This is a genomic window from Kitasatospora sp. MAA4, from assembly GCF_029893355.1.
GTDB lineage: Bacteria > Actinomycetota > Actinomycetes > Streptomycetales > Streptomycetaceae > Kitasatospora.
Map to the genome: position 1 here is coordinate 57,218 of NZ_JARZAI010000002.1, position 25,555 is coordinate 82,772.

The 25,555-nt window shown below is 72.3% G+C and carries 24 protein-coding genes; 21 read left to right on the forward strand and 3 right to left on the reverse strand.

Translation table 11 applies throughout. The features are described 5' to 3' along the window. Positions 1-36 precede the first annotated feature (36 nt). Positions 37-888: a thioesterase family protein gene (locus tag P3T37_RS02695; RefSeq protein WP_280721747.1), complete on the forward strand. Its 852-nt coding sequence runs from the start codon at positions 37-39 to the stop codon at positions 886-888. Positions 889-1,018: 130 nt separating this feature from the next. Here the strand turns inward: P3T37_RS02695 and P3T37_RS02700 are convergent, their stop codons facing one another. After that, on the reverse strand, positions 1,019-1,522 hold the full coding sequence (locus P3T37_RS02700; protein ID WP_035795779.1) for a transcriptional regulator: 504 nt from the start codon (positions 1,520-1,522) through the stop codon (positions 1,019-1,021). Between the two features lie 329 nt (positions 1,523-1,851). Here P3T37_RS02700 and pyrR point away from each other — a divergent pair, with 329 nt between their 5' ends. The 16 genes from pyrR to P3T37_RS02780 all read left to right on the forward strand — a co-directional run bounded on the left by pyrR (position 1,852) and on the right by P3T37_RS02780 (position 20,130). Next, the gene (gene pyrR, locus P3T37_RS02705; protein WP_280721748.1) at positions 1,852-2,469 is read left to right on the forward strand and encodes a bifunctional pyr operon transcriptional regulator/uracil phosphoribosyltransferase PyrR; all 618 of its coding nucleotides are present in this window, start codon (positions 1,852-1,854) and stop codon (positions 2,467-2,469) included. 5 nt (positions 2,470-2,474) lie between these two features. Further along, a complete protein-coding gene (locus P3T37_RS02710; protein ID WP_280721749.1) occupies positions 2,475-3,452 on the forward strand; it encodes an aspartate carbamoyltransferase catalytic subunit in 978 nt (325 codons plus the stop codon). Further along, positions 3,449-4,753, forward strand: a complete 1,305-nt coding sequence (locus P3T37_RS02715; protein ID WP_280721750.1) for a dihydroorotase — start codon at positions 3,449-3,451, stop codon at positions 4,751-4,753. The genes P3T37_RS02710 and P3T37_RS02715 overlap by 4 nt, the downstream gene beginning before the upstream one ends. Further along, complete coding sequence (locus tag P3T37_RS02720; RefSeq protein ID WP_280721751.1) at positions 4,750-5,301, forward strand: hypothetical protein; 552 nt, start codon at positions 4,750-4,752, stop codon at positions 5,299-5,301. Before P3T37_RS02715 ends, P3T37_RS02720 begins: the two co-directional genes overlap by 4 nt. Next, complete coding sequence (gene carA, locus P3T37_RS02725) at positions 5,298-6,479, forward strand: glutamine-hydrolyzing carbamoyl-phosphate synthase small subunit (RefSeq protein WP_280721752.1); 1,182 nt, start codon at positions 5,298-5,300, stop codon at positions 6,477-6,479. The genes P3T37_RS02720 and carA overlap by 4 nt, the downstream gene beginning before the upstream one ends. A gap of 3 nt (positions 6,480-6,482) precedes the next feature. Next, positions 6,483-9,791: a carbamoyl-phosphate synthase large subunit gene (gene carB / locus P3T37_RS02730; protein WP_280721753.1), complete on the forward strand. Its 3,309-nt coding sequence runs from the start codon at positions 6,483-6,485 to the stop codon at positions 9,789-9,791. An 84-nt stretch (positions 9,792-9,875) separates the two neighbouring features. Next, entirely contained in the window at positions 9,876-10,970 is a 1,095-nt protein-coding gene (locus P3T37_RS02735; protein ID WP_280721754.1) for a quinone-dependent dihydroorotate dehydrogenase, read from the forward strand. A gap of 97 nt (positions 10,971-11,067) precedes the next feature. Further along, positions 11,068-11,919 (forward strand): dihydroorotate dehydrogenase electron transfer subunit, encoded by an 852-nt coding sequence (locus P3T37_RS02740; protein WP_280721755.1) that lies wholly within the window; start codon positions 11,068-11,070, stop codon positions 11,917-11,919. Continuing rightward, entirely contained in the window at positions 11,919-12,872 is a 954-nt protein-coding gene (locus P3T37_RS02745; RefSeq protein ID WP_280721756.1) for a dihydroorotate dehydrogenase, read from the forward strand. The genes P3T37_RS02740 and P3T37_RS02745 overlap by 1 nt, the downstream gene beginning before the upstream one ends. 16 nt (positions 12,873-12,888) lie before the next feature. Then, entirely contained in the window at positions 12,889-13,716 is an 828-nt protein-coding gene (pyrF, locus tag P3T37_RS02750; RefSeq protein ID WP_280721757.1) for an orotidine-5'-phosphate decarboxylase, read from the forward strand. A gap of 285 nt (positions 13,717-14,001) precedes the next feature. Further along, a complete protein-coding gene (gene mihF / locus P3T37_RS02755; RefSeq protein ID WP_035795753.1) occupies positions 14,002-14,328 on the forward strand; it encodes an integration host factor, actinobacterial type in 327 nt (108 codons plus the stop codon). A 48-nt stretch (positions 14,329-14,376) separates the two neighbouring features. Then, complete coding sequence (gene gmk, locus P3T37_RS02760) at positions 14,377-14,934, forward strand: guanylate kinase (protein WP_280721758.1); 558 nt, start codon at positions 14,377-14,379, stop codon at positions 14,932-14,934. Between the two features lie 93 nt (positions 14,935-15,027). Beyond that, complete coding sequence (gene rpoZ / locus P3T37_RS02765) at positions 15,028-15,294, forward strand: DNA-directed RNA polymerase subunit omega (protein ID WP_035795751.1); 267 nt, start codon at positions 15,028-15,030, stop codon at positions 15,292-15,294. Positions 15,295-15,391: 97 nt separating this feature from the next. Continuing rightward, positions 15,392-16,594: a bifunctional phosphopantothenoylcysteine decarboxylase/phosphopantothenate--cysteine ligase CoaBC gene (coaBC, locus tag P3T37_RS02770; protein WP_280721759.1), complete on the forward strand. Its 1,203-nt coding sequence runs from the start codon at positions 15,392-15,394 to the stop codon at positions 16,592-16,594. 149 nt (positions 16,595-16,743) lie between these two features. Next, positions 16,744-17,952, forward strand: coding sequence for a methionine adenosyltransferase (metK, locus tag P3T37_RS02775; RefSeq protein WP_280721760.1), 1,209 nt, complete (start codon positions 16,744-16,746; stop codon positions 17,950-17,952). A 96-nt stretch (positions 17,953-18,048) separates the two neighbouring features. After that, positions 18,049-20,130, forward strand: coding sequence for a primosomal protein N' (locus P3T37_RS02780; protein WP_280721761.1), 2,082 nt, complete (start codon positions 18,049-18,051; stop codon positions 20,128-20,130). A gap of 51 nt (positions 20,131-20,181) precedes the next feature. Here P3T37_RS02780 and P3T37_RS02785 read toward each other — a convergent pair whose 3' ends face one another. After that, complete coding sequence (locus P3T37_RS02785; protein ID WP_280721762.1) at positions 20,182-20,748, reverse strand: hypothetical protein; 567 nt, start codon at positions 20,746-20,748, stop codon at positions 20,182-20,184. Positions 20,749-20,982: 234 nt separating this feature from the next. Here P3T37_RS02785 and def point away from each other — a divergent pair, with 234 nt between their 5' ends. The 4 genes from def to P3T37_RS02805 are packed head-to-tail and all read left to right on the forward strand — an operon-like array spanning position 20,983 to position 24,824. Continuing rightward, positions 20,983-21,528 (forward strand): peptide deformylase, encoded by a 546-nt coding sequence (gene def, locus P3T37_RS02790; RefSeq protein ID WP_348533209.1) that lies wholly within the window; start codon positions 20,983-20,985, stop codon positions 21,526-21,528. 41 nt (positions 21,529-21,569) lie between these two features. Further along, the gene (fmt, locus tag P3T37_RS02795; RefSeq protein ID WP_280721764.1) at positions 21,570-22,505 is read left to right on the forward strand and encodes a methionyl-tRNA formyltransferase; all 936 of its coding nucleotides are present in this window, start codon (positions 21,570-21,572) and stop codon (positions 22,503-22,505) included. Positions 22,506-22,559: 54 nt separating this feature from the next. Beyond that, a complete protein-coding gene (locus tag P3T37_RS02800; protein ID WP_280721765.1) occupies positions 22,560-23,996 on the forward strand; it encodes a transcription antitermination factor NusB in 1,437 nt (478 codons plus the stop codon). A gap of 48 nt (positions 23,997-24,044) precedes the next feature. Next, a complete protein-coding gene (locus P3T37_RS02805) occupies positions 24,045-24,824 on the forward strand; it encodes a nucleotidyltransferase domain-containing protein (RefSeq protein WP_280721766.1) in 780 nt (259 codons plus the stop codon). Here P3T37_RS02805 and P3T37_RS02810 read toward each other — a convergent pair. Continuing rightward, the gene (locus P3T37_RS02810) at positions 24,802-25,530 is read right to left on the reverse strand and encodes a TetR/AcrR family transcriptional regulator (RefSeq protein WP_280721767.1); all 729 of its coding nucleotides are present in this window, start codon (positions 25,528-25,530) and stop codon (positions 24,802-24,804) included. The genes P3T37_RS02805 and P3T37_RS02810 overlap by 23 nt on opposite strands. Between the last annotated feature and the right edge of the window lie 25 nt (positions 25,531-25,555).

Here is a 25,555-nt window from a genome sequence, read left to right on the forward strand (position 1 = left end):
GCTACTGACCAGTAGCTTCCCGAAGGGCGCCCCACCATGACGACTGTGACCGCGACCGGCAGCAGCGAGTTCGACCAGGCCATCGCCCTGCATCCGGGCCCCGATGGCCTGCACCGCGGCGAGCTGGGCGCCGGCTGGCGGATCGGCGGCGGCATCAACGGCGGCCTGCTGCTGGCCGTCGCCGCCAACGCGATCTCCCAGGAGCTGCCGGAGCACCCCGACCCGGTCTCGATCAGCTGCTACTACCTCTCCGCCTCCCGCTCGGGCCCGGCGAGCGTGCGCACCGACGTCGTGCGCCGCGGCCGCTCGCTCTCCACCGCCACCGCCTCGCTCTACCAGGACGAGGACAGTGGCTCGGTCGAGCGGTTGAGAGTGCTTGCCAGCTTCGGCGACCTGGCGGACCAGGAGGGCGAGGTGCACACCGCCGCCGCGCCGCCCGTGATGCCGCCGCCGGAGCAGTGCATCGGCATGGAGCACGCGCCGCCGTCGCTGATCGAGCAGGCCGAGCTGCTGCAGCGCTTCGACCTGCGGCTCGACCCGGCCACCGTCGGGTGGGCGGTCGGCCAGCCGTCCAAGCAGGGCCGGATCCAGGGCTGGTTCCGCTTCGCCGACGGCCGCCTGCCCGACCCGCTGGCGCTGCTGCTGGTGGCGGACGCGCTGCCGCCGGTCACCTTCGACCTCGGCCTGCCCGGCTGGGCCCCCACCATCGAGCTGACGGTCCACCTGCGGGCGCGTCCGGTCCCCGGCTGGCTGCGGGTCAGCCACTCCACCCGCAACCTGGCCGGCGGGTACTTCGAGGAGGACGCGGAGATCTGGGACGAGTCGGGTCGCCTGGTCGCCCAGTCCCGTCAGCTGGCCCGCGCCCCGCGTGCGCCCCGCGGGAAATGATCTCACTCTCAGTTACATGTTCGTGACAACAGGGTGGCCGACGCGCGTCGGCCACCCTGTCGGCATACGTACGGCGCGGCCCCCCGGGGCCGCGCCGTGACGTTTCTGCAAATCCTGCTACCGCGGACGGTCAGCCGGCGTCCTCGTCGCGCACCGCGCGACGGGCGTCGGGGTTGAGCACGCCCCAGCTGATCAGCTGTTCGGTGAGGATCGACGGCGACTGGTCGTAGATCACGGCCAGCGTGCGGAGGTCGTCCTGACGGATCGACAGCACCTTGCCGTTGTAGTCACCGCGCTGGGACTGGATGGTGGCGGCGTAGCGCTGGAGCGGGCCGGCCTTCTCGGACGGAACCTGGGTCAGTCTCTCCAGGTCCAGCACCAGGCGCGGCGGCGGCTCGGCCGCACCGCCCGGAGTGCCGCCCGGCAGGAGCTCCTGCACCGGGACCCCGTAGAACTCGGCCAGTTCGGCCAGGCGCTGCACGGTCACCGCACGGTCGCCGCGCTCGTAGGAGCCGACGACGACCGCCTTCCAGCGCCCCTGGGACTTCTCCTCGACGCCGTGCAGGGAGAGCCCCTGCTGAGTGCGGATCGCTCGGAGTTTGCCTCCGAGCTGCTTCGCGTAGTCGCTGGACATTGGTCTCCCCGGACGAGTTTGTTTCGCGTTCAATGGCGGTCACGGGGGAGTGAGGGGTGCCTCACAACCCAGAGCGTCCTACCGGTGGGTTCGACGTCTGTTCCGTAACTCACTGTGAGGTTACGTAGAGTAAGGTAGCTGCGTCAAGCCGAATGGGGCAGTCGTGCGAATGGTCTGCTACCTCTGCGTGAACACGACATAAAGGTCGACCGGTATCGGGGTGATCGCCCTGGTAGTGTGGATGAGGCTTCCGGCACGACTGGGCAGCCACCCCCCAAGGCATCCTTTAAGGCCCGTCCCGTGAGGCGGGGAAGGAGGTCGGCTTCGGCATGACCGCATCACTTGACTCCACCCAGCCACGTCCGCCGCACCAGGTTCTGGACGGCGCGGACATCTCCCGGGTCATCACCCGGATCGCCCACGAGATCGTGGAGCGCGCGAAAGGCGCCGAGGATGTCGTCCTCCTCGGCATCCACACCCGCGGCGTCCACCTCGGCCGCCGGCTGCACGCCCGGCTGACCCAGATCACCGGCCGCGAGATCCCGCTCGGGACCCTGGACATCACGATGTACCGGGACGACCTGCGGCTCAAGCCCGCCCGCGCCCTGGAGCACACCGAGATCCCCTCCGGCGGCATCGACGGCAAGCTCGTCATCCTCGTCGACGACGTGCTCTTCTCCGGACGCACCATCCGCGCGGCGCTCGACGCGCTCGGCGACATCGGCCGGCCGCGCGCCGTCCAGCTCGCCGTCCTGGTCGACCGCGGCCACCGCGAACTGCCGATCCGCGCCGACTACGTGGGCAAGAACCTGCCCACCTCGCTGCGCGAGGCCGTCCAGGTCCGGCTCTCCGACTCCGACGGGCACGACGCCGTCCTGGTCGGCGACCGCGACTACGCCGCCCGTTCGTCCCAGGCGCTCGCCGCCGACCCGATCCTGCCGGAGTAAGCACCGTGAAGCGCCACCTCGTCTCCGCCGCCGACCTCAGCCGCGACGACGCGCTGCTGGTCCTGGACACCGCCGAGGAGCTCGCCCAGCTCTCCGGCCGGGCCGTCAAGAAGCTCCCCACGCTGCGCGGCCGCACCGTCGTCAACCTGTTCTTCGAGGACTCCACCCGCACCAAGACCTCCTTCGAGGTCGCCGAGAAGCGGCTCTCCGCCGACGTCATCAACTTCGCCGCCAAGGGCTCCTCGGTCTCCAAGGGCGAGAGCCTCAAGGACACCGCGCTGACCCTCCAGGCGATGGGCGCCGACGCCGTCGTCATCCGCCACCACGCCTCCGGTGCGCCGGCCCGCCTCGCCCAGTCCGACTGGCTGCACGGCAGCGTCATCAACGCCGGCGACGGCACCCACGAGCACCCCACCCAGGCCCTGCTGGACGCCTTCACGATGCGCCGCCACCTCAACCCGGGCCTGGGGCACGACCTCGCCGGGCGCAGGGTCACCATCGTCGGCGACGTCCTGCACAGCCGGGTGGCGCGCTCCAACGTGCTGTTGCTGAACACCCTGGGCGCCGAGGTCACCTTCGTGGCCCCGCCGACCCTGCTGCCGATCGGCATCGAGAACTGGCCCTGCGAGGTCAGCTACGACCTCGACAGCACGCTCGCCAAGACCGACGCGGTGATGATGCTGCGGGTCCAGCGCGAGCGGATGAACGCCGCGTTCTTCCCGACCGAGCGCGAGTACTCGCGCCGCTACGGCCTGAACGGCACCCGGATGGCCCGGCTGCCCGAGCACGCCATCGTGATGCACCCCGGCCCGATGGTGCGCGGCATGGAGATCACCGCCGAGGTGGCCGACTCCCCGCGCTGCACCGTGGTCGAGCAGGTCGCCAACGGCGTCTCGATCCGGATGGCCGTCCTGTACCTCCTGCTCGGCGGCGCCACGCTCGCCGACGCCCCCCGCACCGAAGCCCCGGAGAACGCCGCATGAGCAGCTACCTGATCCGCAACGCCCAGATCCTCGGCGGCGCCGCGCAGGACATCTTCATCTCCGAGGGCGTCATCCAGGAGATCGGCACCGACCTCACGGTCGAGGCCGACGTCGACATCGACGCGCACGGCCTGATCGCGCTGCCCGGCCTGGTCGACCTGCACACCCACCTGCGCGAGCCGGGCCGCGAGGACGCCGAGACCGTCCTGACCGGCACCCAGGCCGCCGCCAAGGGCGGCTTCACCGCCGTCCACGCGATGGCCAACACCTTCCCGGTGGCCGACACCGCGGGCGTGGTCGAGCAGGTCTGGCGCCTCGGCCAGGCGGCCGGCTACTGCGACGTGCAGCCGATCGGCGCCGTCACGGTCGGCCTGGAGGGCAAGAAGCTCGCCGAGCTCGGCGCGATGCACGACTCCGCCGCGGCCGTCCGGGTCTTCTCCGACGACGGCAAGTGCGTGGACGACGCGGTGATCATGCGCCGCGCGCTGGAGTACGTGAAGGCCTTCGACGGGGTCGTCGCCCAGCACGCCCAGGAGCCCCGGCTGACCGAGGGCGCCCAGATGAACGAGGGCCAGGTCTCCGGTGAGTTGGGCCTGGGCGGCTGGCCGGCGGTCGCCGAGGAGGCGATCATCGCCCGTGACGTGCTGCTCGCCGCGCACGTCGGCTCCCGGCTGCACGTCTGCCACGTCTCGACGGCCGGCTCGGTGGAGATCATCCGCTGGGCCAAGGCCAAGGGCTGGCCGGTCACCGCCGAGGTGACCCCGCACCACCTGCTGCTCACCGACGAGCTGGTGCGCTCCTACGACGCGGTCTACAAGGTCAACCCGCCGCTGCGCACCGCCGACGACGTGCACGCGCTGCGGATGGCGCTGGCCGACGGCACCATCGACGCCGTCGCCACCGACCACGCCCCGCACCCGATGGAGGACAAGGAGTGCGAGTGGGCGGCCGCCGCGATGGGCATGGTCGGCCTGGAGACCGCGCTCTCGGTGGTCCAGCAGGCGATGGTCGAGACCGGCCTGCTGAACTGGGAGGGCGTCGCGGACCGGATGTCGCACCGCCCGGCGCGGATCGGGCGGCTGTCCGGCCACGGGCGTCCCGTCTCGGTCGGTGAGCCGGCCAACCTGGTGCTTTTCGATCCCGGCTACCGTGGCACCGTGATCCCCGACAGCTTCGCCACCCGCAGCCGCAACACTCCCTACCGGGGGCTCGAACTGCCCGGTCGCGTGCACGCGACCTTCCTGCGCGGGGTGCCCACCGTGCTGGCCGGCGAGCTGGTCGAGCCGGGCGAGCTCGCATGAGCCCGCTCCTGCTGGGCATGCAGCAGGCCAAGGTCAGCAACTGGCCCAACTACATCGGCTGGGCGGTGGGCCTGGCGATCGTGGTCGGCATCGTCTACTGGCTGATGCGCCAGGGCTGGAACTGGCGACGGCACCTGCAGTCCGACCTACCGGCCCTGCCCGCCGTGCCGAGCGACCTCGGCCCGGCCATTCTGGAGAGCAGCGGCCGCTACCACGGCAGCACCACCGCCGGGAACTGGCTCGACCGGGTGGTGGCCCACGGCCTGGGCGTCCGCAGCCTGGCCGAGCTGACCCTCACCGAGCGCGGCCTGCTGGTCGCCCGCCCTGGCGCGGACGACCTGTGGATCCCCGCCGAGCGCCTGACGGGCGCCCGGACCGACTCCGGCATCGCCGGCAAGGTCGTCCCGGCCGGGCTGCTGGTCGTCACCTGGACGCTGGAGGGCCGCGCGCTGGACTCGGGCTTCCGGCTGGACCACCCGGACGAGCACACCCGCTGGGTCACCGAACTCGCAACACGTACGACGAAGACGGAAGGCGTAACACCATGACCGCACCTGCCCCCCTCACTACGAGGCAGCCCCGGGCTGCGCGCCGGGAGCGCGTGCCCGCCGTGCTCGTCCTGGAGGACGGCCGGACCTTCCGCGGCCAGGCGTACGGCGCGACCGGCGAGACCTTCGGCGAGGCGGTCTTCAACACCGGCATGTCCGGCTACCAGGAGACCCTCACCGACCCGTCCTACCACCGCCAGGTGGTGGTCATGACGGCCCCGCAGATCGGCAACACCGGGGTCAACGACGAGGACCCCGAGTCGGCCCGGATCTGGGTGGCCGGCTACGTGGTCCGCGACCCCGCTCGGGTCCCGTCCAACTGGCGCTCCAAGCGCTCGCTGGACGAGGAGCTGGCGAACCAGGGCGTCGTCGGCATCAGCGGCATCGACACCCGCGCGCTCACCCGCCACCTGCGCGAGCGCGGCGCGATGCGGGTCGGCATCTTCTCCGGCCCCGCGCTGGCCGAGGAGAGCGAGCTGCTCGCCCGGGTGCTCCAGGCGCCCGAGATGAAGGGCGCCGACCTCTGCGCCGAGGTCGCCACCACCGAGCCGTACATCGTGCCGGCGGTGGGCGCCAAGCGCTTCACCGTCGCCGCCGTCGACCTCGGCATCAAGGCGATGACCCCGCAGCGGATGGCCGAGCGCGGCATCGAGGTGCACGTGCTGCCCGCCAACTCCACGGTCGAGGACATCTACGCGGTCGCCCCCGACGGCGTGTTCTTCTCCAACGGCCCGGGCGACCCGGCCACCGCCGACCACCAGGTCGCCGTGATGCAGGAGGTGCTGGCGCGCCGCACCCCGCTCTTCGGCATCTGCTTCGGCAACCAGATCCTCGGCCGCGCGCTGGGCTTCGGCACCTACAAGCTCAAGTACGGCCACCGCGGCATCAACCAGCCGGTGCAGGACCGCTCCACCGGCAAGGTGGAGGTCACCGCGCACAACCACGGCTTCGCCGTCGAGGCGCCGCTGGACAAGGTCAGCGACACCCCGTACGGCCGGGCCGAGGTCTCCCACGTCTGCCTCAACGACAACGTCGTCGAGGGCCTGCAGTGCCTGGACGTCCCCGCCTTCAGCGTGCAGTACCACCCCGAGGCGGCCGCCGGTCCGCACGACGCGGCCTACCTCTTCGACCGTTTTGTCGACCTCATGACGGCGTCGCACGCCAACGCAGGGAGCTGACCCGTGCCCAAGCGCACTGATATCAAGTCCGTCCTGGTCATCGGCTCCGGTCCGATCGTGATCGGCCAGGCCGCCGAGTTCGACTACTCCGGCACCCAGGCCTGCCGCGTGCTGCGGGCCGAGGGCCTGCGGGTGATCCTGGTGAACTCCAACCCCGCCACGATCATGACCGACCCGGAGATCGCCGACGCCACCTACGTCGAGCCGATCACCCCCGACTTCGTCGAGAAGATCATCGCCAAGGAGCGCCCCGACGTGCTCCTGCCGACCCTCGGCGGGCAGACCGCGCTCAACACCGCGATCTCGCTGCACGAGAACGGCACGCTCGCCAAGTACGGCGTGGAGCTGATCGGCGCCAACGTCGAGGCGATCCACAAGGGCGAGGACCGCCAGCTCTTCAAGGGCGTGGTCGAGGCGGTCAACGCCAAGATCGGCCACGGCGAGTCGGCCCGCTCGGTGATCTGCCACACCATGGACGAGATCATGGCGGGCGTCGACACCCTCGGCGGCTACCCGGTCGTGGTCCGGCCCTCCTTCACGATGGGCGGCGCCGGCTCCGGCTTCGCGCACGACGAGGAGGACCTGCGCCGCATCGCCGGCCAGGGCCTGGCCCTGTCGCCGACCACCGAGGTGCTCCTGGAGGAGTCCATCCTCGGCTGGAAGGAGTACGAGCTGGAGCTGATGCGCGACCGCAACGACAACGTCGTGGTGGTCTGCTCCATCGAGAACTTCGACCCGATGGGCGTGCACACCGGCGACTCCATCACGGTCGCGCCGGCGATGACGCTGACCGACCGCGAGTACCAGACGCTGCGCGACATCGGCATCGCGATCATCCGCGAGGTCGGCGTCGACACCGGCGGCTGCAACATCCAGTTCGCGATCAACCCGGACGACGGCCGGATCATCGTGATCGAGATGAACCCCCGGGTCTCCCGCTCCTCCGCGCTGGCCTCCAAGGCGACCGGCTTCCCGATCGCCAAGATCGCCGCCAAGCTGGCCGTCGGCTACACGCTGGACGAGATCCCCAACGACATCACCGAGAAGACCCCGGCCTCCTTCGAGCCGGCCCTCGACTACGTCGTGGTGAAGGTCCCGCGCTTCGCCTTCGAGAAGTTCCCCTCCGCCGACGCCACGCTGACCACCACCATGAAGTCGGTGGGCGAGGCCATGGCGATGGGCCGCAACTTCCCCGAGGCGCTGAACAAGGCGCTGCGCTCGCTGGAGAAGAAGGGCTCGCAGTTCTCCTGGATCGGGGAGATCGGCGACAAGGACGCGCTGCTGGCCAAGGCCGCCGTGCCCACCGACGGCCGGATCAACACGGTCATGGAGGCCATCCGGGCCGGCGCCACCCAGCAGGAGGTCTTCGAGTCCACGAAGATCGACCCCTGGTTCGTGGACCAGCTCTTCCTGCTGGACGAGATCGCGGCCGAGGTGGCCGAGGCCGACCGGCTCGACCCGGAGCTGCTGCGGCACGCCAAGCGGCACGGCTTCTCCGACCAGCAGATCGGTGAGATCCGCGGCCTCAAGCCGGACGTGGTCCGCGAGGTGCGGCACGCGCTTGGCATCCGCCCGGTCTTCAAGACGGTCGACACCTGCGCCGCCGAGTTCGCCGCCAACACCCCGTACTTCTACTCGTCCTACGACGAGGAGAGCGAGGTCGCGCCGCGCACCAAGCCCGCCGTGATCATCCTCGGCTCGGGTCCGAACCGGATCGGCCAGGGCATCGAGTTCGACTACTCCTGCGTGCACGCCTCCTTCGCGCTGGCCGAGGCCGGGTACGAGACCGTGATGGTCAACTGCAACCCGGAGACCGTCTCCACCGACTACGACACCTCCGACCGGCTCTACTTCGAGCCGCTCACGCTGGAGGACGTGCTGGAGATCGTGCACGCCGAGACCCTGGCCGGACCGCTGGCCGGCGTGATCGTCCAGCTCGGCGGCCAGACCCCGCTGGGCCTGGCGCAGGCGCTCAAGGACAACGGCGTGCCGATCGTCGGCACCCAGCCCGAGGCCATCGACCTGGCCGAGGAGCGCGGTGCCTTCGGCCGGGTGCTGCGCGACGCGGGCCTGCCGGCCCCCAAGCACGGCACCGCGTTCTCCTTCGAGGAGGCCAAGGCGATCGCCGACGAGATCGGCTACCCGGTGCTCGCCCGCCCGTCCTACGTGCTGGGCGGCCGCGGCATGGAGATCGTCTACGACGAGCCCTCGCTCGCCTCCTACCTGGAGCGGCACGCGGGCCTGATCTCCGAGCACCCGGTGCTCATCGACCGCTTCCTGGACGACGCGGTGGAGATCGACGTCGACGCGCTCTTCGACGGCACCGAGCTCTACCTCGGCGGCGTGATGGAGCACATCGAGGAGGCCGGTATCCACTCCGGCGACTCGGCCTGCGCGCTGCCGCCGATAACGCTGGGCGGCTACGACATCAAGCGCCTGCGCACCTCCACCGAGGCGATCGCGCGCGGCGTCGGTGTCCGCGGTCTGATCAACATCCAGTTCGCGCTCTCCGGGGACATCCTGTACGTCCTGGAGGCCAACCCGCGCGCCTCGCGGACCGTGCCGTTCACCTCCAAGGCGACGGCCGTCCCGCTGGCCAAGGCCGCCGCCCGGATCTCGCTCGGCGCCACCATCGCCGAGCTGCGCGCCGAGGGGATGCTGCCGACCGAGGGCGACGGCGGCACGCTGCCGGCGAACTGCCCGATCTCCGTCAAGGAGGCCGTGATGCCGTGGAGCCGCTTCCGCGACATCCACGGGCGCGGCGTGGACACCGTGCTCGGCCCGGAGATGCGCTCGACCGGTGAGGTCATGGGCATCGACACGGTCTTCGGCACCGCGTACGCCAAGGCGCAGTCCGGCGCGTACGGCGCGCTGCCGACCAAGGGCAAGGTCTTCGTCTCGGTGGCCAACCGCGACAAGCGCAACCTGGTCTTCCCGGCCCGCGCGCTGGTCGAGCTGGGCTTCGAGGTGCTCGCCACCTCCGGCACCGCCGAGGTGCTCCAGCGCGGCGGCATCCCGTCCACCGTGGTGCGCAAGCACAGCGAGGGCGAGGGCCCCAACGGCGAGCGGACCATCGTGCAGCTGATCCACGACGGCGAGGTCGACCTGATCATCAACACCCCGTACGGCACCGGCGGCCGCCTCGACGGCTACGAGATCCGCACCGCGGCCGTCTCGCGCGGCGTGCCGTGCCTGACCACCGTCCAGGCGATGGGTGCGGCCGTCCAGGGCATCGACGCGCTGACCCGGGGCGACGTCGGTGTGATGTCTCTGCAGGAGCACGCGGCGCTGATCAACTCCGCGCGTAAGTAGCTCCATCATCAGTGGGGGGCACCGAAGGTCCGGTGCCTCCCACTGTCATGTGTCATGCGCGTCATGCGAGGAAGGCCTCCCAGCTTGTACAAGATCCTGTTCAACCTCGTGTTCCGGAAGATGGACCCCGAGAAGGCCCACCACCTGGGCTTCTTCTGGATCCGGCTGGCCGCCTCGGTGCCGGGCCTGCGTCAGCTGGTCAAGCTGGTGCTGGCCCCGCAGGACCGGGCGCTGCGCACCACCGCGCTCGGGCTCGACCTGCCGGGCCCGTTCGGCCTGGGCGCCGGCTTCGACAAGAACGCGGTGGGTGTCGACGGCCTGTCGATGCTCGGCTTCGACTTCGTCGAGATCGGCACCGTCACCGGTGAGCCGCAGCCGGGCAACCCGCTGCCGCGGCTCTTCCGGCTGGTCGAGGACCGCGCGCTGATCAACCGGATGGGCTTCAACAACCAGGGCTCGGCCCGGGTCGCGGCCCGGCTGGCCGCCCGCCCGCACACCAGCTCGACCCCGGTGATCGGCGTCAACATCGGCAAGACCAAGGTGGTCGAGGAGGCCGACGCGATCGCCGACTACGTCAAGAGCACCCAGCGGCTGGCCGCGCACGCCGACTACCTGGTGGTCAACGTCAGCTCGCCGAACACCCCCGGGCTGCGCAACCTGCAGGCCGTCTCGCACCTGGGCCCGCTGCTCGCAGCCGTCCGCGAGGCCGCCGACCAGGCCACCCCGTACCACGTCCCGCTGCTGGTCAAGATCGCCCCCGACCTGGCCGACGAGGACATCGACGCGGTCGCCGAGCTCGCCCTGGAGCTGCACCTGGACGGCATCATCGCGACCAACACCACGATCGGCCGCGGCGGCCTGCTGGCGCCGGCCGACCGGGTCGAGGCGATCGGCATGGGCGGGCTCTCCGGCGCGCCGCTCAAGGAGCGCTCGCTGGAGGTGCTCAAGCGCCTGCGCAAGCGCACCGAGGGCCGCCTCACGCTGGTCTCGGTCGGCGGCATCGAGACCGCCGACGACGCCTGGGAGCGGATCACGGCCGGCGCCGACCTGGTGCAGGGCTACAGCGCCTTCATCTACGAGGGCCCGTTCTGGATGCGCAAGGTGCACAAGGGCCTGGGCGCCCACCTGCGCGCCAGCGGCTTCCGCACGATCGCCGAGGCGGTCGGCACCAAGGCCTGACGGTTCGTCACAGCCTGGGGGGATGTGACAGCTGGTGGACGGATTTGGGAGAGTTCGAACGCCAACCGGGCTCACGGCCGTCGAAAGGTGTCCTCGCATGGCCAATCCCCTGCACCTGCGGGCCGAGGTGCTCAGATGCGTCCCCGACGGCGCGTACCACCGCCTGGTGCTGCGCGCCCCCGGGGTGCCGGAGCGGGCCCGGCCGGGCCACTTCGCCACCCTGGCGGTGGGCGGGCCGGACTCCGCGATGCTGCTGCGCCGGGCGTTCTCGATCCACCGCGCCGACCCCGAGGCCGGGACGATCGAGCTGGTGGTGGCCGCGCGCGGCGCGGGCACCCGCCGGCTGGCCGCGGCCGAGCCGGGCGAGTCGCTGGACCTGATCGCCCCGCTCGGCACCCCGTTCCCGCTGCCGGACGGCCCGGTCAGCGCCCTGCTGGTGGCCGAGGGCCACCACAGCGCGGTGCTGTTCGGTCTGGCCGCCGAGATCCAGCGGCGCGGCGGGCAGGTCGGCTTCATTCTCGGCGCTGCGTCCGCGGACCGGCTCCTCGGCGTGGCGCAGGCCCGCGAGCTCACCCGGGACGTCCTGGTGCTCACCGCGGACGGCTCGGCCGGGATGGCCGGCCAGGTCACCGACCCGCTGGCGCAGGCCGTCGGCGCCATCGAGGCGAGCGTCGTCTACGCGGGCGGACCGATCCCGATGCTCCGGGCGGTCGGCGAGATCGCGGCGGAGCTGGAGGTGCGCAGTCACGTCGCGGTCGAGGCGGCGATGGCCTGCGGGGTCGGGATCTGCATGACCTGCGTGCTGCCGGTGGTCGGCGAGGACGGCGTCAGCCGCTTCGTCCGGTCCTGCACCGACGGGCCGGTCTTCGACGGCGCCCGGGTCCGCTGGGCCGACATCGGTACCGTTCCCCCCGACCTCGAAGGCGCCGCTGCGATGGGAGTCAGCTGATGCAGCCGCAGGATGTCGACCTCAGTGCCCCGCTCGGCTCCACGGTGCTGCCCAACCCGCTGAGCACCGCGGCCGGCTGCGCCGGGTACGGGCGGGAGCTGGCGCGCTTCGTGCCGCTGGACGCGCTGGGCACCGTCACCACCAAGACGATCATGCCGTACCCGCGCTCCGGGCGGGCCACCCCGCGGCTGGCCGAGACGCCGTCCGGGATGCTCAACTCGATCGGGATGCCGGGCTCGGGCATCGACGCCTTCGTCCGCCAGGAGCTTCCCTGGCTGGCCGAGCGCGGCGCCCGGGTGCTGGTCTCGATCGCGGGGGAGCGGCTCGAGGAGTTCGCCGCGCTGGTGGAGCGGCTGAACGGGCAGCCCGGGGTGGCCGGCATCGAGCTCAACATCTCCTGCCCGAACACGGCCGACCGCGGCCTGTTCTTCGCCAGCAACCCCGCCACCTCGTACGACGTGGTCCGCGCGGTCCGCAAGGTCACCGACCCCGAACTGCCGGTCTACGCCAAGCTCTCGCCCGACGTCACCTCGATCACCGAGATCGCCGCGGCCTGCGTGCAGGCCGGGGCCGACGGGCTTTCGATGATCAACACCGCCCTCGGGATGGTCGTCGACCTGGAGACCATGCGCCCCGCGCTGGCCGACGGCACCGGTGGGCTCTCCGGCCCGGCGCTGCGGCCGATCGCGCTGCGCTGCGTCTACCAGGTGCACGCGGCGATGCTCGCCGAGCGGATCCCGCCGGTGCCGATCCTCGGCATGGGCGGCATCCGCAGCGGGCGGGACGCGCTGGAGTTCACCCTCGCCGGGGCCTCCGGGGTGGCCGTCGGCACCGCGCTCTTCAACGACCCCGGCGCCCCGCTTCGGATCCTGGACGAGCTGCGCGCCGAGCTGGCTGCCCGGGGCTTCGCCAAGTACACCGACGCGGTGGGACTCGCCCACCGCCCTCTCTAGAGTCTGGAAGGCATTCATGACCACCTTCGGTACCCGGCTGCGCCACGCGATGGACACCCGCGGCCAGCTCTGCGTCGGCATCGACCCGCACGCAGCGCTGCTCGCCGCCTGGGGGCTGGGCGACGACCTGGCCGGTCTGGAGACGTTCAGCCGCACGGTGGTCGAGGCGCTGGCCGACCGGGTCGCCGTGCTCAAGCCGCAGGCCGCCTTCTTCGAGCGCTTCGGCAGCAAGGGCGTCGCCGTCCTGGAGCGCAGCGTGGCCGACGCCCGGGCGGCCGGCGCGCTGGTGCTGATGGACGCCAAGCGCGGCGACATCGGCTCCACCATGGCCGCCTACGCGGAGGCCTTCCTGTCGCCCGGCAGCCCGCTCTTCTCGGACGCCGTGACGGTCAGCCCCTACCTGGGCTTCGGCTCGCTGCAGCCCGCGCTGGACCTGGCCCGCGCCAACGACGCCGGCGTCTTCGCGCTGGCCCTCACTTCCAACCCCGAGGGCTTCGAGGTGCAGCGGGCGGTGGGTCCGGACGGCGTGAGCGTGGCGCAGGGCGTGCTGAACCGGCTGGCGGCCGAGAACAAGGGCGCCGAGCCGCTGGGCTCCTTCGGCGCGGTGGTCGGCGCGACGCTGGCCGACGCGGGCGCGGACCTGGCGATCAACGGACCCCTGCTGGCCCCCGGCATCGGCGCCCAGGGGGCGACCATGGCCGACCTGCCGCGGGTCTTCGGTGCCGAGGTCCGCAACGTGGTGCCCAGCGTCAGCCGGGACGTCCTCAAGCACGGGCCGTCGGTGAGCGCGCTGCGCCAGGCCGCGCAGCGCTTCGTCGAGGAGTACGCCGCGGCGGCGATGTGAGGCCCGTCACAGTCGCTTGACGAACAGGGGCCAAACCCGGCCGATTTCTCCCGAAAAGTCCTGGCCTACCTAGGCTGACCAGGACTTTTCGGCTTCTTTTCCTGACGTGGGCGCACAATGCGGGTAGTGTCCGGCGGTAGGTGCCCTTGGAGGTGCGATTCGCGTTGCTCTCGCAGGTCAGAGCGACGTGGCCGCACTTCGGCCGGAGTCCCCAGCGACTTCGGCAGGCCCCTGGCACCACCTGTCCTAGCACTTCATTTCCTTCCAGACCCTGAGGTGAACGGCGTGGCTCTTCCGCCCCTTACCCCTGAACAGCGCACCGCTGCGCTGGCCAAGGCCGCCGAGGCTCGCCGGGAGCGCGCCGAGGTGAAGAACCGGCTCAAGCACTCCGGAGCCTCCCTGCACGAGGTGATCAAGGCCGGCAAGGCCGACAACGAGGTCATCGGCAAGATGAAGGTCTCCGCGCTGCTGGAGAGCCTTCCGGGCGTCGGCAAGGTCCGCGCCAAGCAGATCATGGAGCGGCTCGGCATCAGCGAGAGCCGCCGGGTGCGCGGCCTCGGTACCAACCAGATCGCCTCCCTGGAGCGCGAGTTCGGCGGCGCTGCATCCTGACGCCACCCGGTGGTCTCCGGTTCGTCCGCGATCCGGGATAATCGGGGCATGAGTGAACGTCCGCGGCTGACCGTGCTCTCCGGCCCTTCGGGGGTCGGCAAGAGCACGGTCGTCGCTCATATGAGGCAGCAGCACCCCGAGGTCTGGCTCTCGGTGTCGGCGACGACCCGCCACCCGAGGCCCGGCGAGCAGCAGGGGATCCACTACCACTTCGTCGACAACGACGAGTTCGACAAGCTGATCGCCAACGGCGAGCTGCTGGAGTGGGCGGTGTTCGCCGGCAACCGCTACGGCACACCCCGCTCCGCCGTGCAGGAGAGGCTGGAGCGCGGCGAACCCGTGCTGCTGGAGATCGACCTGCAGGGTGCCCGCCAGGTGCGCGAGTCGATGCCCGAGGCGCAGCTGGTCTTCCTGGCCCCGCCGAGCTGGGACGAGCTGGTCCGCCGGCTCACCGGCCGCGGCACCGAGAAGCGGGACGTCATCGAGCAGCGGTTGGCGGCGGCGAAGGTCGAGCTGGCCGCCGAGCCGGAGTTCGACACCACGCTGGTCAACACCTCCGTCGAGCAGGTGGCGGCCGAACTGCTAACCTTGCTCGGTGTAGCCTGATCTGATCCTTCTGATGGTGATCTCTCCTGATCCCGATCAGATCGAGCCAGCTCGCTGAGATTTCTGTTTTTCCATCTTTCGGAAGGTTTTCGCGTGTCCTCTTCCATGACTGCTCCCGAGGGCATCATCAACCCGCCGATCGACGAGCTTCTTGAGGCCACCGACTCGAAGTACAGCCTGGTCATCTACGCCGCCAAGCGCGCGCGTCAGATCAACGCTTACTACTCGCAGCTCGGTGAGGGCCTCCTGGAGTACGTCGGCCCGCTGGTCGACACCCACGTGCACGAGAAGCCGCTGTCGATCGCGCTGCGCGAGATCAACGCCGGCATGCTCACGGCCGAGGCCGTCGACGTCGCCTGATTTTCCTATGTGAAGGGCCCGCTGGAGATCCTCCGGCGGGCCTTTTGCTGTGGTGCCATAGGGTGACCACGAGCCCAGTGGAGGAGTGGACCAGCCCATGCACCAGCCCCGTGTCGTCCTCGGAGTCAGCGGCGGGATCGCCGCGTACAAGGCCTGCGAACTGCTGCGCCGGTTCACCGAGTCCGGCCACCAGGTGACCGTGGTGCCCACCGCGGCCTCGCTGCACTTCGTCGGCGAGGCGACCTGGGCCGCGCTCTCCGGCCGCCCGGCGGCCACCGAGACCTGGGAGCGGGTGCACGAGGTCCCGCACGTGCGGATCGGGCAGCAGGCCGACCTGGTGGTGGTCGCACCCGCCACCGCCGACCTGCTCGCCAAGGCGGCCCACGGCCTGGCCGACGACCTGCTGACCAACACGCTGCTGACCGCCCGCTGTCCGGTGGTCTTCGCCCCGGCGATGCACACCGAGATGTGGGAGCACCCCGCGACCCAGGAGAACGTCGCCACGCTGCGCCGGCGCGGCGCGATCGTGCTGGAGCCCGCGGTCGGCCGGCTCACCGGGGTGGACACCGGCAAGGGCCGGCTGCCCGATCCGGGGGCGATCTTCGAGGCCTGCCGGCTGGTGCTGGCCCGCGGCGGTCTGCCGCTGGACCTGGCGGGCCGTCACGTGGTGGTCTCCGGCGGCGGCACCCGCGAGCCGCTGGATCCGGTGCGCTTCCTGGGCAACATCTCCTCCGGCAAGCAGGGCTACGCGCTGGCCGCCACCGCCGCCGCGCGCGGCGCCCGGGTCACTCTGCTGGCCGCCAACACCGAGCTGCCGGACCCGGCCGGCGTCGATGTGGTGAAGGTCTCGACGGCGCTCCAGCTGCGCGAGGCGGCCCTCGCGGCCGCGGCCGACGCCGACGTGGTGGTGATGGCCGCCGCGGTGGCCGACTTCCGGCCCGCCGAGTACGCCGCCGTCAAGATCAAGAAGGTCGAGGGCGCGGAGCCCGCGCCGGTGGCGCTGGTCCGCAATCCCGACATCCTGGCGGAGCTCTCCGCGCACCGGGCGTCCGCCGCCCAGCTGGTGGTGGGCTTCGCCGCCGAGACCGACCACGCCCTGGAACACGGACGGGCCAAGCTCACCCGAAAAGGCTGCGACCTCCTGGTGGTGAACGAGGTCGGCGCGGGCCGGGCTTTTGGTGCTGATACGAACGAAGCCGTCATCCTGGGGTCGGACGGCTCGGAGACGGTCGTCCCGCACGGTCCGAAGGAAGCCCTGGCGGACATCCTCTGGGACCTGGTGGCGCAGCGACTCAAGTGACCAGTGGGTGAGACGGGAACCGGCCAAGTGATGGAGACAGTGTCGAACGCCGGGACCTGCCCGTTACACTCCAGGCATCAAGTCTTTCCGGATGCCCCGGCCCGGCCGGGAGCGTTCAGTCAGCAGCCGCTGCAACCCCAGGGAGCGCTGTGTCTCGCCGCCTGTTCACGTCGGAGTCCGTCACCGAGGGACACCCCGACAAGATCGCTGACCAGATCAGCGACACCATCCTCGACGCCCTCCTCAAGGACGACCCGACCTCCCGGGTCGCCGTGGAGACGCTGATCACCACCGGCCTGGTGCACATCGCCGGCGAGGTGACCACGAAGGCGTACGCGCCGATCGCGCAGCTCGTGCGCGAGAAGATCCTGGAGATCGGGTACGACAGCTCGAAGAAGGGCTTCGACGGCGCCTCCTGCGGCGTCTCGGTGTCCATCGGCGCGCAGTCCCCGGACATCGCCCAGGGTGTCGACACCGCGTACGAGTCGCGCGTCGAAGGTGATGAGGACGACCTCGACAAGCAGGGCGCCGGCGACCAGGGCCTGATGTTCGGTTACGCGTGCACGGACACGCCCGAGCTGATGCCGCTGCCGATCACGCTGGCCCACCGCCTCGCCCGCCGGCTCTCCGAGGTCCGCAAGAACGGGACCATCCCGTACCTGCGCCCCGACGGCAAGACCCAGGTCACCATCGAGTACGACGGCGACAAGGCGTTCCGCCTGGACACCGTGGTGGTCTCCTCGCAGCACGCCTCGGACATCGACCTCGACTCGCTGCTCGCGCCCGACATCCGCGAGTTCGTCGTGGAGCCGGAGCTCAAGCGCCTCGCCGAGGACGGCATCGACCTGGAGGTCGGCGACTACCGGCTGCTGGTCAACCCGACCGGCCGCTTCGAGATCGGCGGCCCGATGGGCGACGCCGGCCTGACCGGCCGCAAGATCATCATCGACACCTACGGCGGCATGGCCCGCCACGGCGGCGGCGCCTTCTCGGGCAAGGACCCGTCCAAGGTCGACCGCTCGGCCGCCTACGCGATGCGCTGGGTCGCCAAGAACATCGTCGCGGCGGGCCTCGCCACCCGCGCCGAGGTGCAGGTCGCGTACGCGATCGGCAAGGCCGAGCCGGTGGGCCTGTTCGTGGAGACCTTCGGCACCGAGACCGTCCCGGTGCTGAAGATCCAGGAGGCCGTCACCCAGGTCTTCGACCTGCGCCCGGCCGCGATCATCCGCGACCTGGACCTGCTGCGCCCGATCTACGCCCAGACCGCCGCTTACGGCCACTTCGGCCGTGAGCTGCCGGACTTCACCTGGGAGCGCACCGACCGCGCGGAGCTGCTGAAGGCTGCCGCGGGCGCGTAACGCATTCGAGTCCGATCCGCGGGCGGCGGCCCACCCCGGCTGGGGTGGCCGCCGCCCGTGGCGTTTCTGTCAGAGCTTTCTGGTACGACTGGATCCATGAGCACCGACGACCCCACTGCCGGCGGGCCTCCCGAGCAGCTCGCGCTCATCCGGGAGACGGTGCGCAAGGCCAAGCCCCGGACGTGGCGGGGTGCGCAGCGGGCGGCCGAGCTGCCAGTGGCGCGGGTGGTGGTCGACAAGGGCCTGCTGCACCTCGACCAGTTCTTCGACTACGCCGTGCCGGCCACGATGGCCGAGGACGCCCAGCCCGGCACCCGGGTCCGGGTCCGGTTCGGCGCGCGGGTGGTGGCCGGCCGCCGCGAGGGCGGCGAGCTGCACGACGGCTTCGTGGTCGAGCGCCTGGCCGCCAGCGACTACGCCGGGCCGCTCGCCCCGCTGGCCCAGGTGCTCTCGCCCGAGCAGGTCCTGACGCCCGCTCTGCTGCGGCTCAGCCGCAAGGTCGCCGACCGCTACGCGGGCACGCTCGCCGACGTGCTCCAGCTCGCCGTGCCGCCCCGGCACGCCAAGGCCGAGGCCGAGCCCTCACCCGAGCCGCTGGCGCCCCCCGCCGCGCTGCCGCCGGGCAGTTGGAGCCGCTACCCGCACGGGCCCGAGTTCCTCGCCTCGCTCGCCGCCGGCCACGCCCCGCGCGCGGTCTGGACGGCGCTGCCCGGGCCCGACTGGCCGGGTGAGATCGCGCTCGCCGTCGCCAACACGCTGGCCGCCGGGCGCGGCGCCGTGGTCGTCCTGCCGGACGGGCGCGCGGTGGCCCGGGTGGACGAGGCGCTGACCGCGCTGCTCGGCCCCGGTCGGCACGCCACGCTGACCGCCGACCTCGGCCCCAAGGAGCGCTACCGGCGCTGGCTGACCGTCAGCCGCGGCTCGGTGCGTGCCGCGATCGGCACCCGGGCCACCATGTTCGCGCCGGTGCGCGACCTCGGCCTGGTGGTGGTCTGGTCGGACGGTGACAGTAGCCACAGCGACCCGCGCGCCCCGCATCCGCACGTGCGCGAGGTGGCGCTGCTGCGGGCGGCCGAGGAGGGCGCCGCGGTGCTGCTCGGCGGCCTCGCGACGACCGTGGAGGGCGCGCAGCTGCTGCGCACCGGCTGGGCCCGGCCGCTGGCGGCCGACCGGGCGGCGGTGCGCGAGGCCGCGCCCCGGGTCCGTACCGTCGGCGACGGCGACCAGGCGCGGGACGCCGCCGCGCAGGCCGCCCGGCTGCCGTCGGTCGCCTGGCAGGTGGCCCGCGAGGCGCTGCGCAGCGGTCCGGTGCTGGTCCAGGTGCCGCGGCGCGGGTACGTGCCGCGGCTGGCCTGCGACCGCTGCCGGACTCCGGCCCGCTGCCGGCACTGCGTCGGCCCGCTGGAGGCCACCGCGGCGGGGCGCGCGCTGTGCTGCTCCTGGTGCGGAGTGGAGGAGGCGGACTGGCACTGCGCCGAGTGCGGATCGTTCCGGCTGCGGGCGCAGGTGGTGGGCGCCCGGCGGACGGCGGAGGAGCTGGGCAAGGCGTTCCCGCAGACCCCGGTGCGCACCTCGGGGCGGGACGCGGTGCTGGCCACCGTCGGCCCGGAGCCCGCGCTGGTGATCTGCACGCCCGGCGCCGAACCGGTGGCCGAGGGCGGTTATGCCGCGGCCCTGCTGCTGGACGGCTGGGCCCTGCTCGGCCGTCCCGACCTGCGGGCCGGCGAGGAGGCGCTGCGGCTCTGGCTGGCGGCGGCCGCGCTGGTCCGGCCGGCCGGTGCGGGGGGTGTGGTGGTGGTCGTGGCGGAGCCGACGGCGCGGCCGGTGCAGGCGCTGGTCCGCTGGGACCCGGCCGGCCACGCGGCCGTCGAGCTGGAGGAGCGGGCCCAGCTGCACTTCCCACCGGTCTCCCGGATGGCCTCGGTGGCCGGGTCGCCGAGCGCGGTCGCCGATCTGCTGGCGCTCACCCGGCTGCCGGAGGGGACCGACATCCTGGGCCCGATCCCGCTCCCCGCCCCGGGGGGACGCGGCGAGGAGCAGGAGCGTGCGCTGCTGCGGGTGAACCCCGGTCAGGGCGGCGCGCTGGCCGCTGCACTGAAGGCGGCGCAGATCGCCCGGGTGGCGCTGCGCACACCCGATCCGGTCAAGGTCAGGATCGACCCGATCGACATCGGCTGACGGCCCTGGCGGGGGCGCTCCAACTGGAGCACTCCGCGGAGTGTGGGGCGCTCAGCGGCCCACGCGCGCCCCCGGGTGCTGCGGCATCCCGCCCTGCCGGGCCGCCGGTACGGCCCGGGCCAGCGGCATCGGGTTGGCGGCCGCCTCCTCGCGCAGCGCCGCCGGGGTGATCGGCGCCGACTCCTCCGAGAGGCAGTCGTCGCGCGGCCCGCCCGGGGCCGGGACCGTCGCGGTCAGCGGCGCGCCGGCCGCACCCAGCAGCTCGGTCGCCGAGCGGCGCATGCCGTACCGCCGGTGCACCGCCTGCTTGGTGACCCCGAGGGCGGAGCCCACCGAGTCCCAGGAGAAGCCGAGCGCCCGGTCGAACTCGACGGCCGCGGCGACCAGGGTCTCCACGCTCTCGCGCAGCTCCTGGGCCAGGCGCACGGTCGGGGCCGGGGCCCGCCCGTAGACCACGAAGCCGCCGGAGCTGCTGGGGCGCCGCGGCCGGTAGACGTTGCCCAGTTGGGCGGTGAGGGTGCGTAGGGCGTCGACCTGGCGGCGGACGCGTTCGATGTCGCGCACCAGCAGGTGCAGGCTCGCCCGTGCCCGGGTGTCGTGGTTGATCTGCTCGGCCATCGTGCTCAGGCCACCTTCCGTGCAAGTGAATGGGGCCTCGCGCCGGCCCGGTGAACTCACGGTCAATCTCACTTGACCAACGCCGAAGCAGGGTCCGGGGTCACGCGTCACACCGATCCGGGATATGCCAGATCTGTCGACCGGACCGCTCGGAGCACCGCATAGACTGGTGTGCTGCCGTTGAAAGCCATCGAGAAACCCCAGCAGTCGACCCCCGACGAGGAGCCCGCCACCGTGCCGATCCAGCCGATCCGGATCTTCGGCGACCCGGTCCTGCGTGCCACGGCACAACCGGTCACCACCTTCGACAAGGAACTGCGCACCCTGGTCAAGGACTTGACCGAGACCATGCTGGACGCCCCCGGTGCAGGCCTGGCCGCGCCCCAACTCGGCGTCTCGCTGCGGGTGTTCACCTACCACGTGGACGGCGTGATCGGGCACCTGATCAACCCCGACCTCTCGCTCACCGAGGAGGAGCAGGACGGCCCCGAGGGCTGCCTCTCGCTGCCCGGGCTGCGCTTCGACACCAAGCGCGCGTACGGGGTGGTGGCCCGCGGCTTCAACCAGTACGGCGACGCGGTGACCATCGAGGGCACCGAGCTGCTGGCCCGCTGCATCCAGCACGAGACCGACCACCTGGACGGGATCATCTTCATCGACCGGCTGGACCGCGAGCTGCGCAAGGAGGCGCTGCGGGCGATCCGCGAGGCCGACTGGGGCAGCGGTCCGGTCCCCGAGGTGCGGATATCGCCGCACAGCACCTTCGGCTCGGTCCGCTGAAGATCCTCGACTCCCCTCCACTTTCTTGAAAGGCCCGTGACTTGCGTCTCGTCTTCGCCGGAACCCCCGAGGTCGCCGTCCCCGCCCTGGAGGCGCTGCTCGCCTCCGACCAGCACGAGGTGGTCGCCGTGGTGACCCGCCCCGACGCACCCGCCGGGCGCGGCCGCAAGCTGGTGGCCAGCCCGGTGGGGCAGCGTGCGCAGGAGGCCGGGATCGAGGTCCTCAAGCCCGCGAAGCCGAGCGAACCGGAGTTCCTGGCCCGACTGACCGAGCTGGCCCCCGACTGCTGCCCGGTGGTCGCCTACGGCGCGCTGCTGCGCGAGCCGGCCCTGGAGATCCCGCGGCACGGCTGGGTCAACCTGCACTTCTCGCTGCTGCCGGCCTGGCGCGGCGCCGCCCCGGTGCAGCACGCGGTGCTGGCCGGCGACGAGGTGACCGGCGCCTCCACCTTCCGGATCGAGCGGGGCCTGGACTCCGGTCCGGTCTTCGGCATCCTGACCGAGGAGATCCGGCCCACCGACACCAGCGGCGAGCTGCTCACCCGCCTCTCGCACGCCGGTGCCCGGCTGCTGACCGCGACCATGGACGGCATCGCCGAGGGCGTCCTGCAGGCCGTCCCGCAGCCCACCGAGGGGATCACCCTCGCCCCCAAGATCAACGTCGAGGACGCCCGGATCGACTGGACGCACCCGGCCCTGCGGATCGACCGCCTGGTGCGCGGCTGCGCCCCGGCGCCCGGCGCCTGGACCACCTTCCGCGGCGAGCGGCTCAAGCTCTCCGGCCCGGTGAAGCTGCTGACCGACAGCAGCGAGCTGCCCCCCGGCGAGCTCGCGGTGAGCAAGAACAGCGTCCGGGTCGGCACCGGGAGCCACGAGATCGAGCTGGGCGAGGTCCAGCCGCAGGGCAAGAAGCCGATGCGGGCGGCAGACTGGGCGCGTGGGGTCCGGATCGAGAGCGGGGAACTGCTCGGCGTCTGACCGCTTGTTTGAACCCCTGTTTCCCGATAACTCCGTAGCACCTTGAGGTTTCCCGTGAGCACCCCCGCCGCCAGCGCCAAGCGCCCCCCGCGTCCGCACCGCCGTCCCAAGAAGGACCCGGCGCGCCTGGTCGCGTTCAAGGCCCTGCGGGCCGTCGACGAGCGCGACGCCTACGCCAACCTGATCCTGCCCTCGCTGCTGCGCGAGGCCGAGCAGAAGGGCATGGACCGCCGCGACGCGGCCCTGGCCACCGAGCTCGTCTACGGGACGCTGCGCCTTCAGGGCAGCTACGACGCGATCATCGCCGCCTGCATCGACCGGCCGCTGCGCGAGGTCGACCCGCCGGTGCTCGACGTGCTGTCGCTGGGTGCGCACCAGCTGCTCGCCACCCGGATCCCCAGCCACGCGGCGGTCTCGGCCACCGTCGAGCTGGCCCGGGCGGTGCTCGGCGACGGGAAGGCGAAGTTCGTCAACGCCGTGCTGCGCCGGATCAGCGCCAAGGACCTGGACGCCTGGATCGCCCAGGTCGCCCCGCCCTTCGAGAAGGACGCCGAGGACCACCTCGCCGTCGTCCACTCGCACCCGCGCTGGGTGGTCTCCTCGCTCTGGGACTCGCTCGGCCGCTGGCAGCCCGACGCCTGCGGGCGCGCGGACATCGAGGAACTGCTGCGCGCCGACAACGAGCGCCCCGAGGTCACCCTGGTGGCCCGGCCCGGTCGCGCCACCGCCGCCGAGCTCGCCGAGGCGCTGCCGGAGAGCGAGCCCGGCCGCTGGTCGCCGTACGCGGTGCGGCTCGCCGAGGGCGGCGACCCGGGCGAGCTGGACGTCATCAAGGAGAACCGGGTCGGCGTCCAGGACGAGGGCAGCCAGCTGGTCGCCCTCGCGCTGGCGGCGGCGCCGATCGAGGGCTCCGACCGGCTCTGGCTGGACGGCTGCGCGGGCCCCGGCGGCAAGGCCGCGCTGCTCGGCGCGCTGGCCGCCGAGCGCGGCGCGGCCCTGGTGGCCTCCGAGAAGCAGCCGCACCGCGCCCGACTGGTGGCGCGCGCCCTGGACGGCAACCCCGGTCCGTACACGGTGATCGCCGCCGACGGCACCCGGCCGGCCTGGCGGCCGGGCAGCTTCGACCGGGCGCTGGTGGACGTCCCGTGCTCGGGCCTCGGCGCGCTGCGCCGTCGCCCGGAGGCGCGTTGGCGGCGCCGGCCCGAGGACATCGCGGGCTTCGGCCAGCTCCAGCGCGACCTGCTGCGCTCGGCGATCGACTCGGTGCGGGTCGGCGGGGTGATCGGCTACGCGACCTGCTCGCCGCACCTGGCCGAGACCCGCGCGGTGGTGGACGACGTGCTGCGCGGCGAGGTGGGTCTGGAGTGGATCGACGCCCGGCCGCTGCTGCCCGGTGTCCCCGCGCTCGGCGCGGGGCCGGACGTGCAGCTCTGGCCGCACCTGCACAGCACCGACGCGATGTACCTCGCGCTGCTGCGCCGCACGTCCTGATCGGCTGAGCGGGCCCGCAGACCCCGGTGGTGGTGGCAGACTGCCACCATGGGGGACGTGCGGGACGAGGAGACCGAGCAGCTGATCCGGCGCTTCGTCGACGAACTGGTCGATGTGGCACCCGTGTCGGCGGTCTGGGCGCACGGGTCGCTGGCGCTGGGGGACTACCGGCAGGGCCGCAGTGATCTCGACATGCTCGCGGTGGTCGAGTCGGCGCCGGACGAGCGCCTGCGGGCTGCCCTGTGCACGATGCACCGGGCCCTGCAGGCCGAACTGCCGCTCGCGGCCCGGCTGAACTGCTCGTACCTGGTGCGCGACGAGCTGGCCGACCCCGAGCGCCGTCACCTCACCTGGGCCCACCAGGACCTGCTGGAGCGCCCGGTGACGCCGGTGACCCGGCGCGAACTGCTGCTGGGCGGGCGGACGTTGCACGGTGAGCACGCTGAGGCGATGGTGCCGCCGGTGAGCGACCAGGTGCTCGCCGAGTTCATCCGCACCGACCTGCGGGAGTACTGGCTGCCGGCCACCGAGGCCTGGCGCCGTTGGCTGGACGACGTCTGGGTGGACGTGGGTCTGCTCACGCTGGCCCGCGGTACCACGACGCTGCGCGACGGGCGGCTGCTGACGAAGGGTCAGGCCATCCCGTTGCTGGGGGAGTTGGGTGTCTCCGCCTGGCTGGTGCGGGACATCCACGAGCGCCGCTACGGGAAGCCCGAGCGGCTCGGCTGGGGCAGCCGGCGGCGGCGCGCGGTGGAGACCCGCCGGGTGATGCGGGCCGGGATCGCCGCGGCGCTGGGCCAGGGGGTCAGTGCGGGTCGAGCGGGCTGAGCATCGCCGTGAGGACCCGGCAGAGCGAGCGCTCGAAGACGCTGTCCGGGTCGGCCGGGGCGCCGCCGGAGGACAACGCCGCGGCCAGTTGCGGATACTGGCCGGTCATCACGGCCTGGACCATGTACTCGACCAGCTCGCGCTGCCCCTGTTCGCGATCCTGCCCGGGGGAGAGGCCGCCGCGCTCCCACTCGGCGAACTGGCAGACGAAGCCGTTCAGGAGGGACATCACCTCCAGCTTCGTCCCGCTGTCGAACGGCACGGGGTCCATCACGGCGAGGTAGTACTCGGCGAAGCGCAGGCCGTTCGGTCCCAGTGAGGGGCGGGTGACCACGACGGTCGCCGCCCACGGGTGGCGCCGCATGATGGCGAGCTGCTGGTGTGCCAACTCCCGTAGGTCGGCCCGGACATCGCCGGACGGCCGGTCCGGGAACCGGTACTCGCCGGTCACCGCGTCCACCATCAGGTCGAAGAGGTGTTCCTTCTTCGGGACGTAGTTGTAGAGCGACATCGTCCCGGCGCCGAGCTCGGCGGCGATCCGGCGCATCGAGACGGCGCTCAGGCCCTCGGCGTCGGCCAGCGCGACCGCGGCGGCGGCGATCGAGGCGCGGCTGTGCGCGGGTCGCGGCCCGCGTCCGGTGCGTTCGGGGCGCAGCCAGATCAGCTCGGGAGTGCTGGCGCTGGACGGGGTCTTGCTGGACGGCACGGAAGATCACCTCGGAACCCATCTT

Coding starts and splice junctions, on each gene's coding strand:
- P3T37_RS02805 (WP_280721766.1), top strand. CDS start 24,045: ATGGGGGACGTGCGGGACGAGGAGACCGAGCAGCTGATCCGGCGCTTC.
- P3T37_RS02740 (WP_280721755.1), top strand. CDS start 11,068: ATGGCCAATCCCCTGCACCTGCGGGCCGAGGTGCTCAGATGCGTCCCC.
- P3T37_RS02700 (WP_035795779.1), bottom strand. CDS start 1,522: ATGTCCAGCGACTACGCGAAGCAGCTCGGAGGCAAACTCCGAGCGATC.
- P3T37_RS02695 (WP_280721747.1), top strand. CDS start 37: ATGACGACTGTGACCGCGACCGGCAGCAGCGAGTTCGACCAGGCCATC.
- pyrF (WP_280721757.1), top strand. CDS start 12,889: ATGACCACCTTCGGTACCCGGCTGCGCCACGCGATGGACACCCGCGGC.
- gmk (WP_280721758.1), top strand. CDS start 14,377: ATGAGTGAACGTCCGCGGCTGACCGTGCTCTCCGGCCCTTCGGGGGTC.
- pyrR (WP_280721748.1), top strand. CDS start 1,852: ATGACCGCATCACTTGACTCCACCCAGCCACGTCCGCCGCACCAGGTT.
- P3T37_RS02745 (WP_280721756.1), top strand. CDS start 11,919: ATGCAGCCGCAGGATGTCGACCTCAGTGCCCCGCTCGGCTCCACGGTG.
- carA (WP_280721752.1), top strand. CDS start 5,298: ATGACCGCACCTGCCCCCCTCACTACGAGGCAGCCCCGGGCTGCGCGC.
- P3T37_RS02720 (WP_280721751.1), top strand. CDS start 4,750: ATGAGCCCGCTCCTGCTGGGCATGCAGCAGGCCAAGGTCAGCAACTGG.
- P3T37_RS02785 (WP_280721762.1), bottom strand. CDS start 20,748: ATGGCCGAGCAGATCAACCACGACACCCGGGCACGGGCGAGCCTGCAC.
- coaBC (WP_280721759.1), top strand. CDS start 15,392: ATGCACCAGCCCCGTGTCGTCCTCGGAGTCAGCGGCGGGATCGCCGCG.
- P3T37_RS02715 (WP_280721750.1), top strand. CDS start 3,449: ATGAGCAGCTACCTGATCCGCAACGCCCAGATCCTCGGCGGCGCCGCG.
- P3T37_RS02780 (WP_280721761.1), top strand. CDS start 18,049: ATGAGCACCGACGACCCCACTGCCGGCGGGCCTCCCGAGCAGCTCGCG.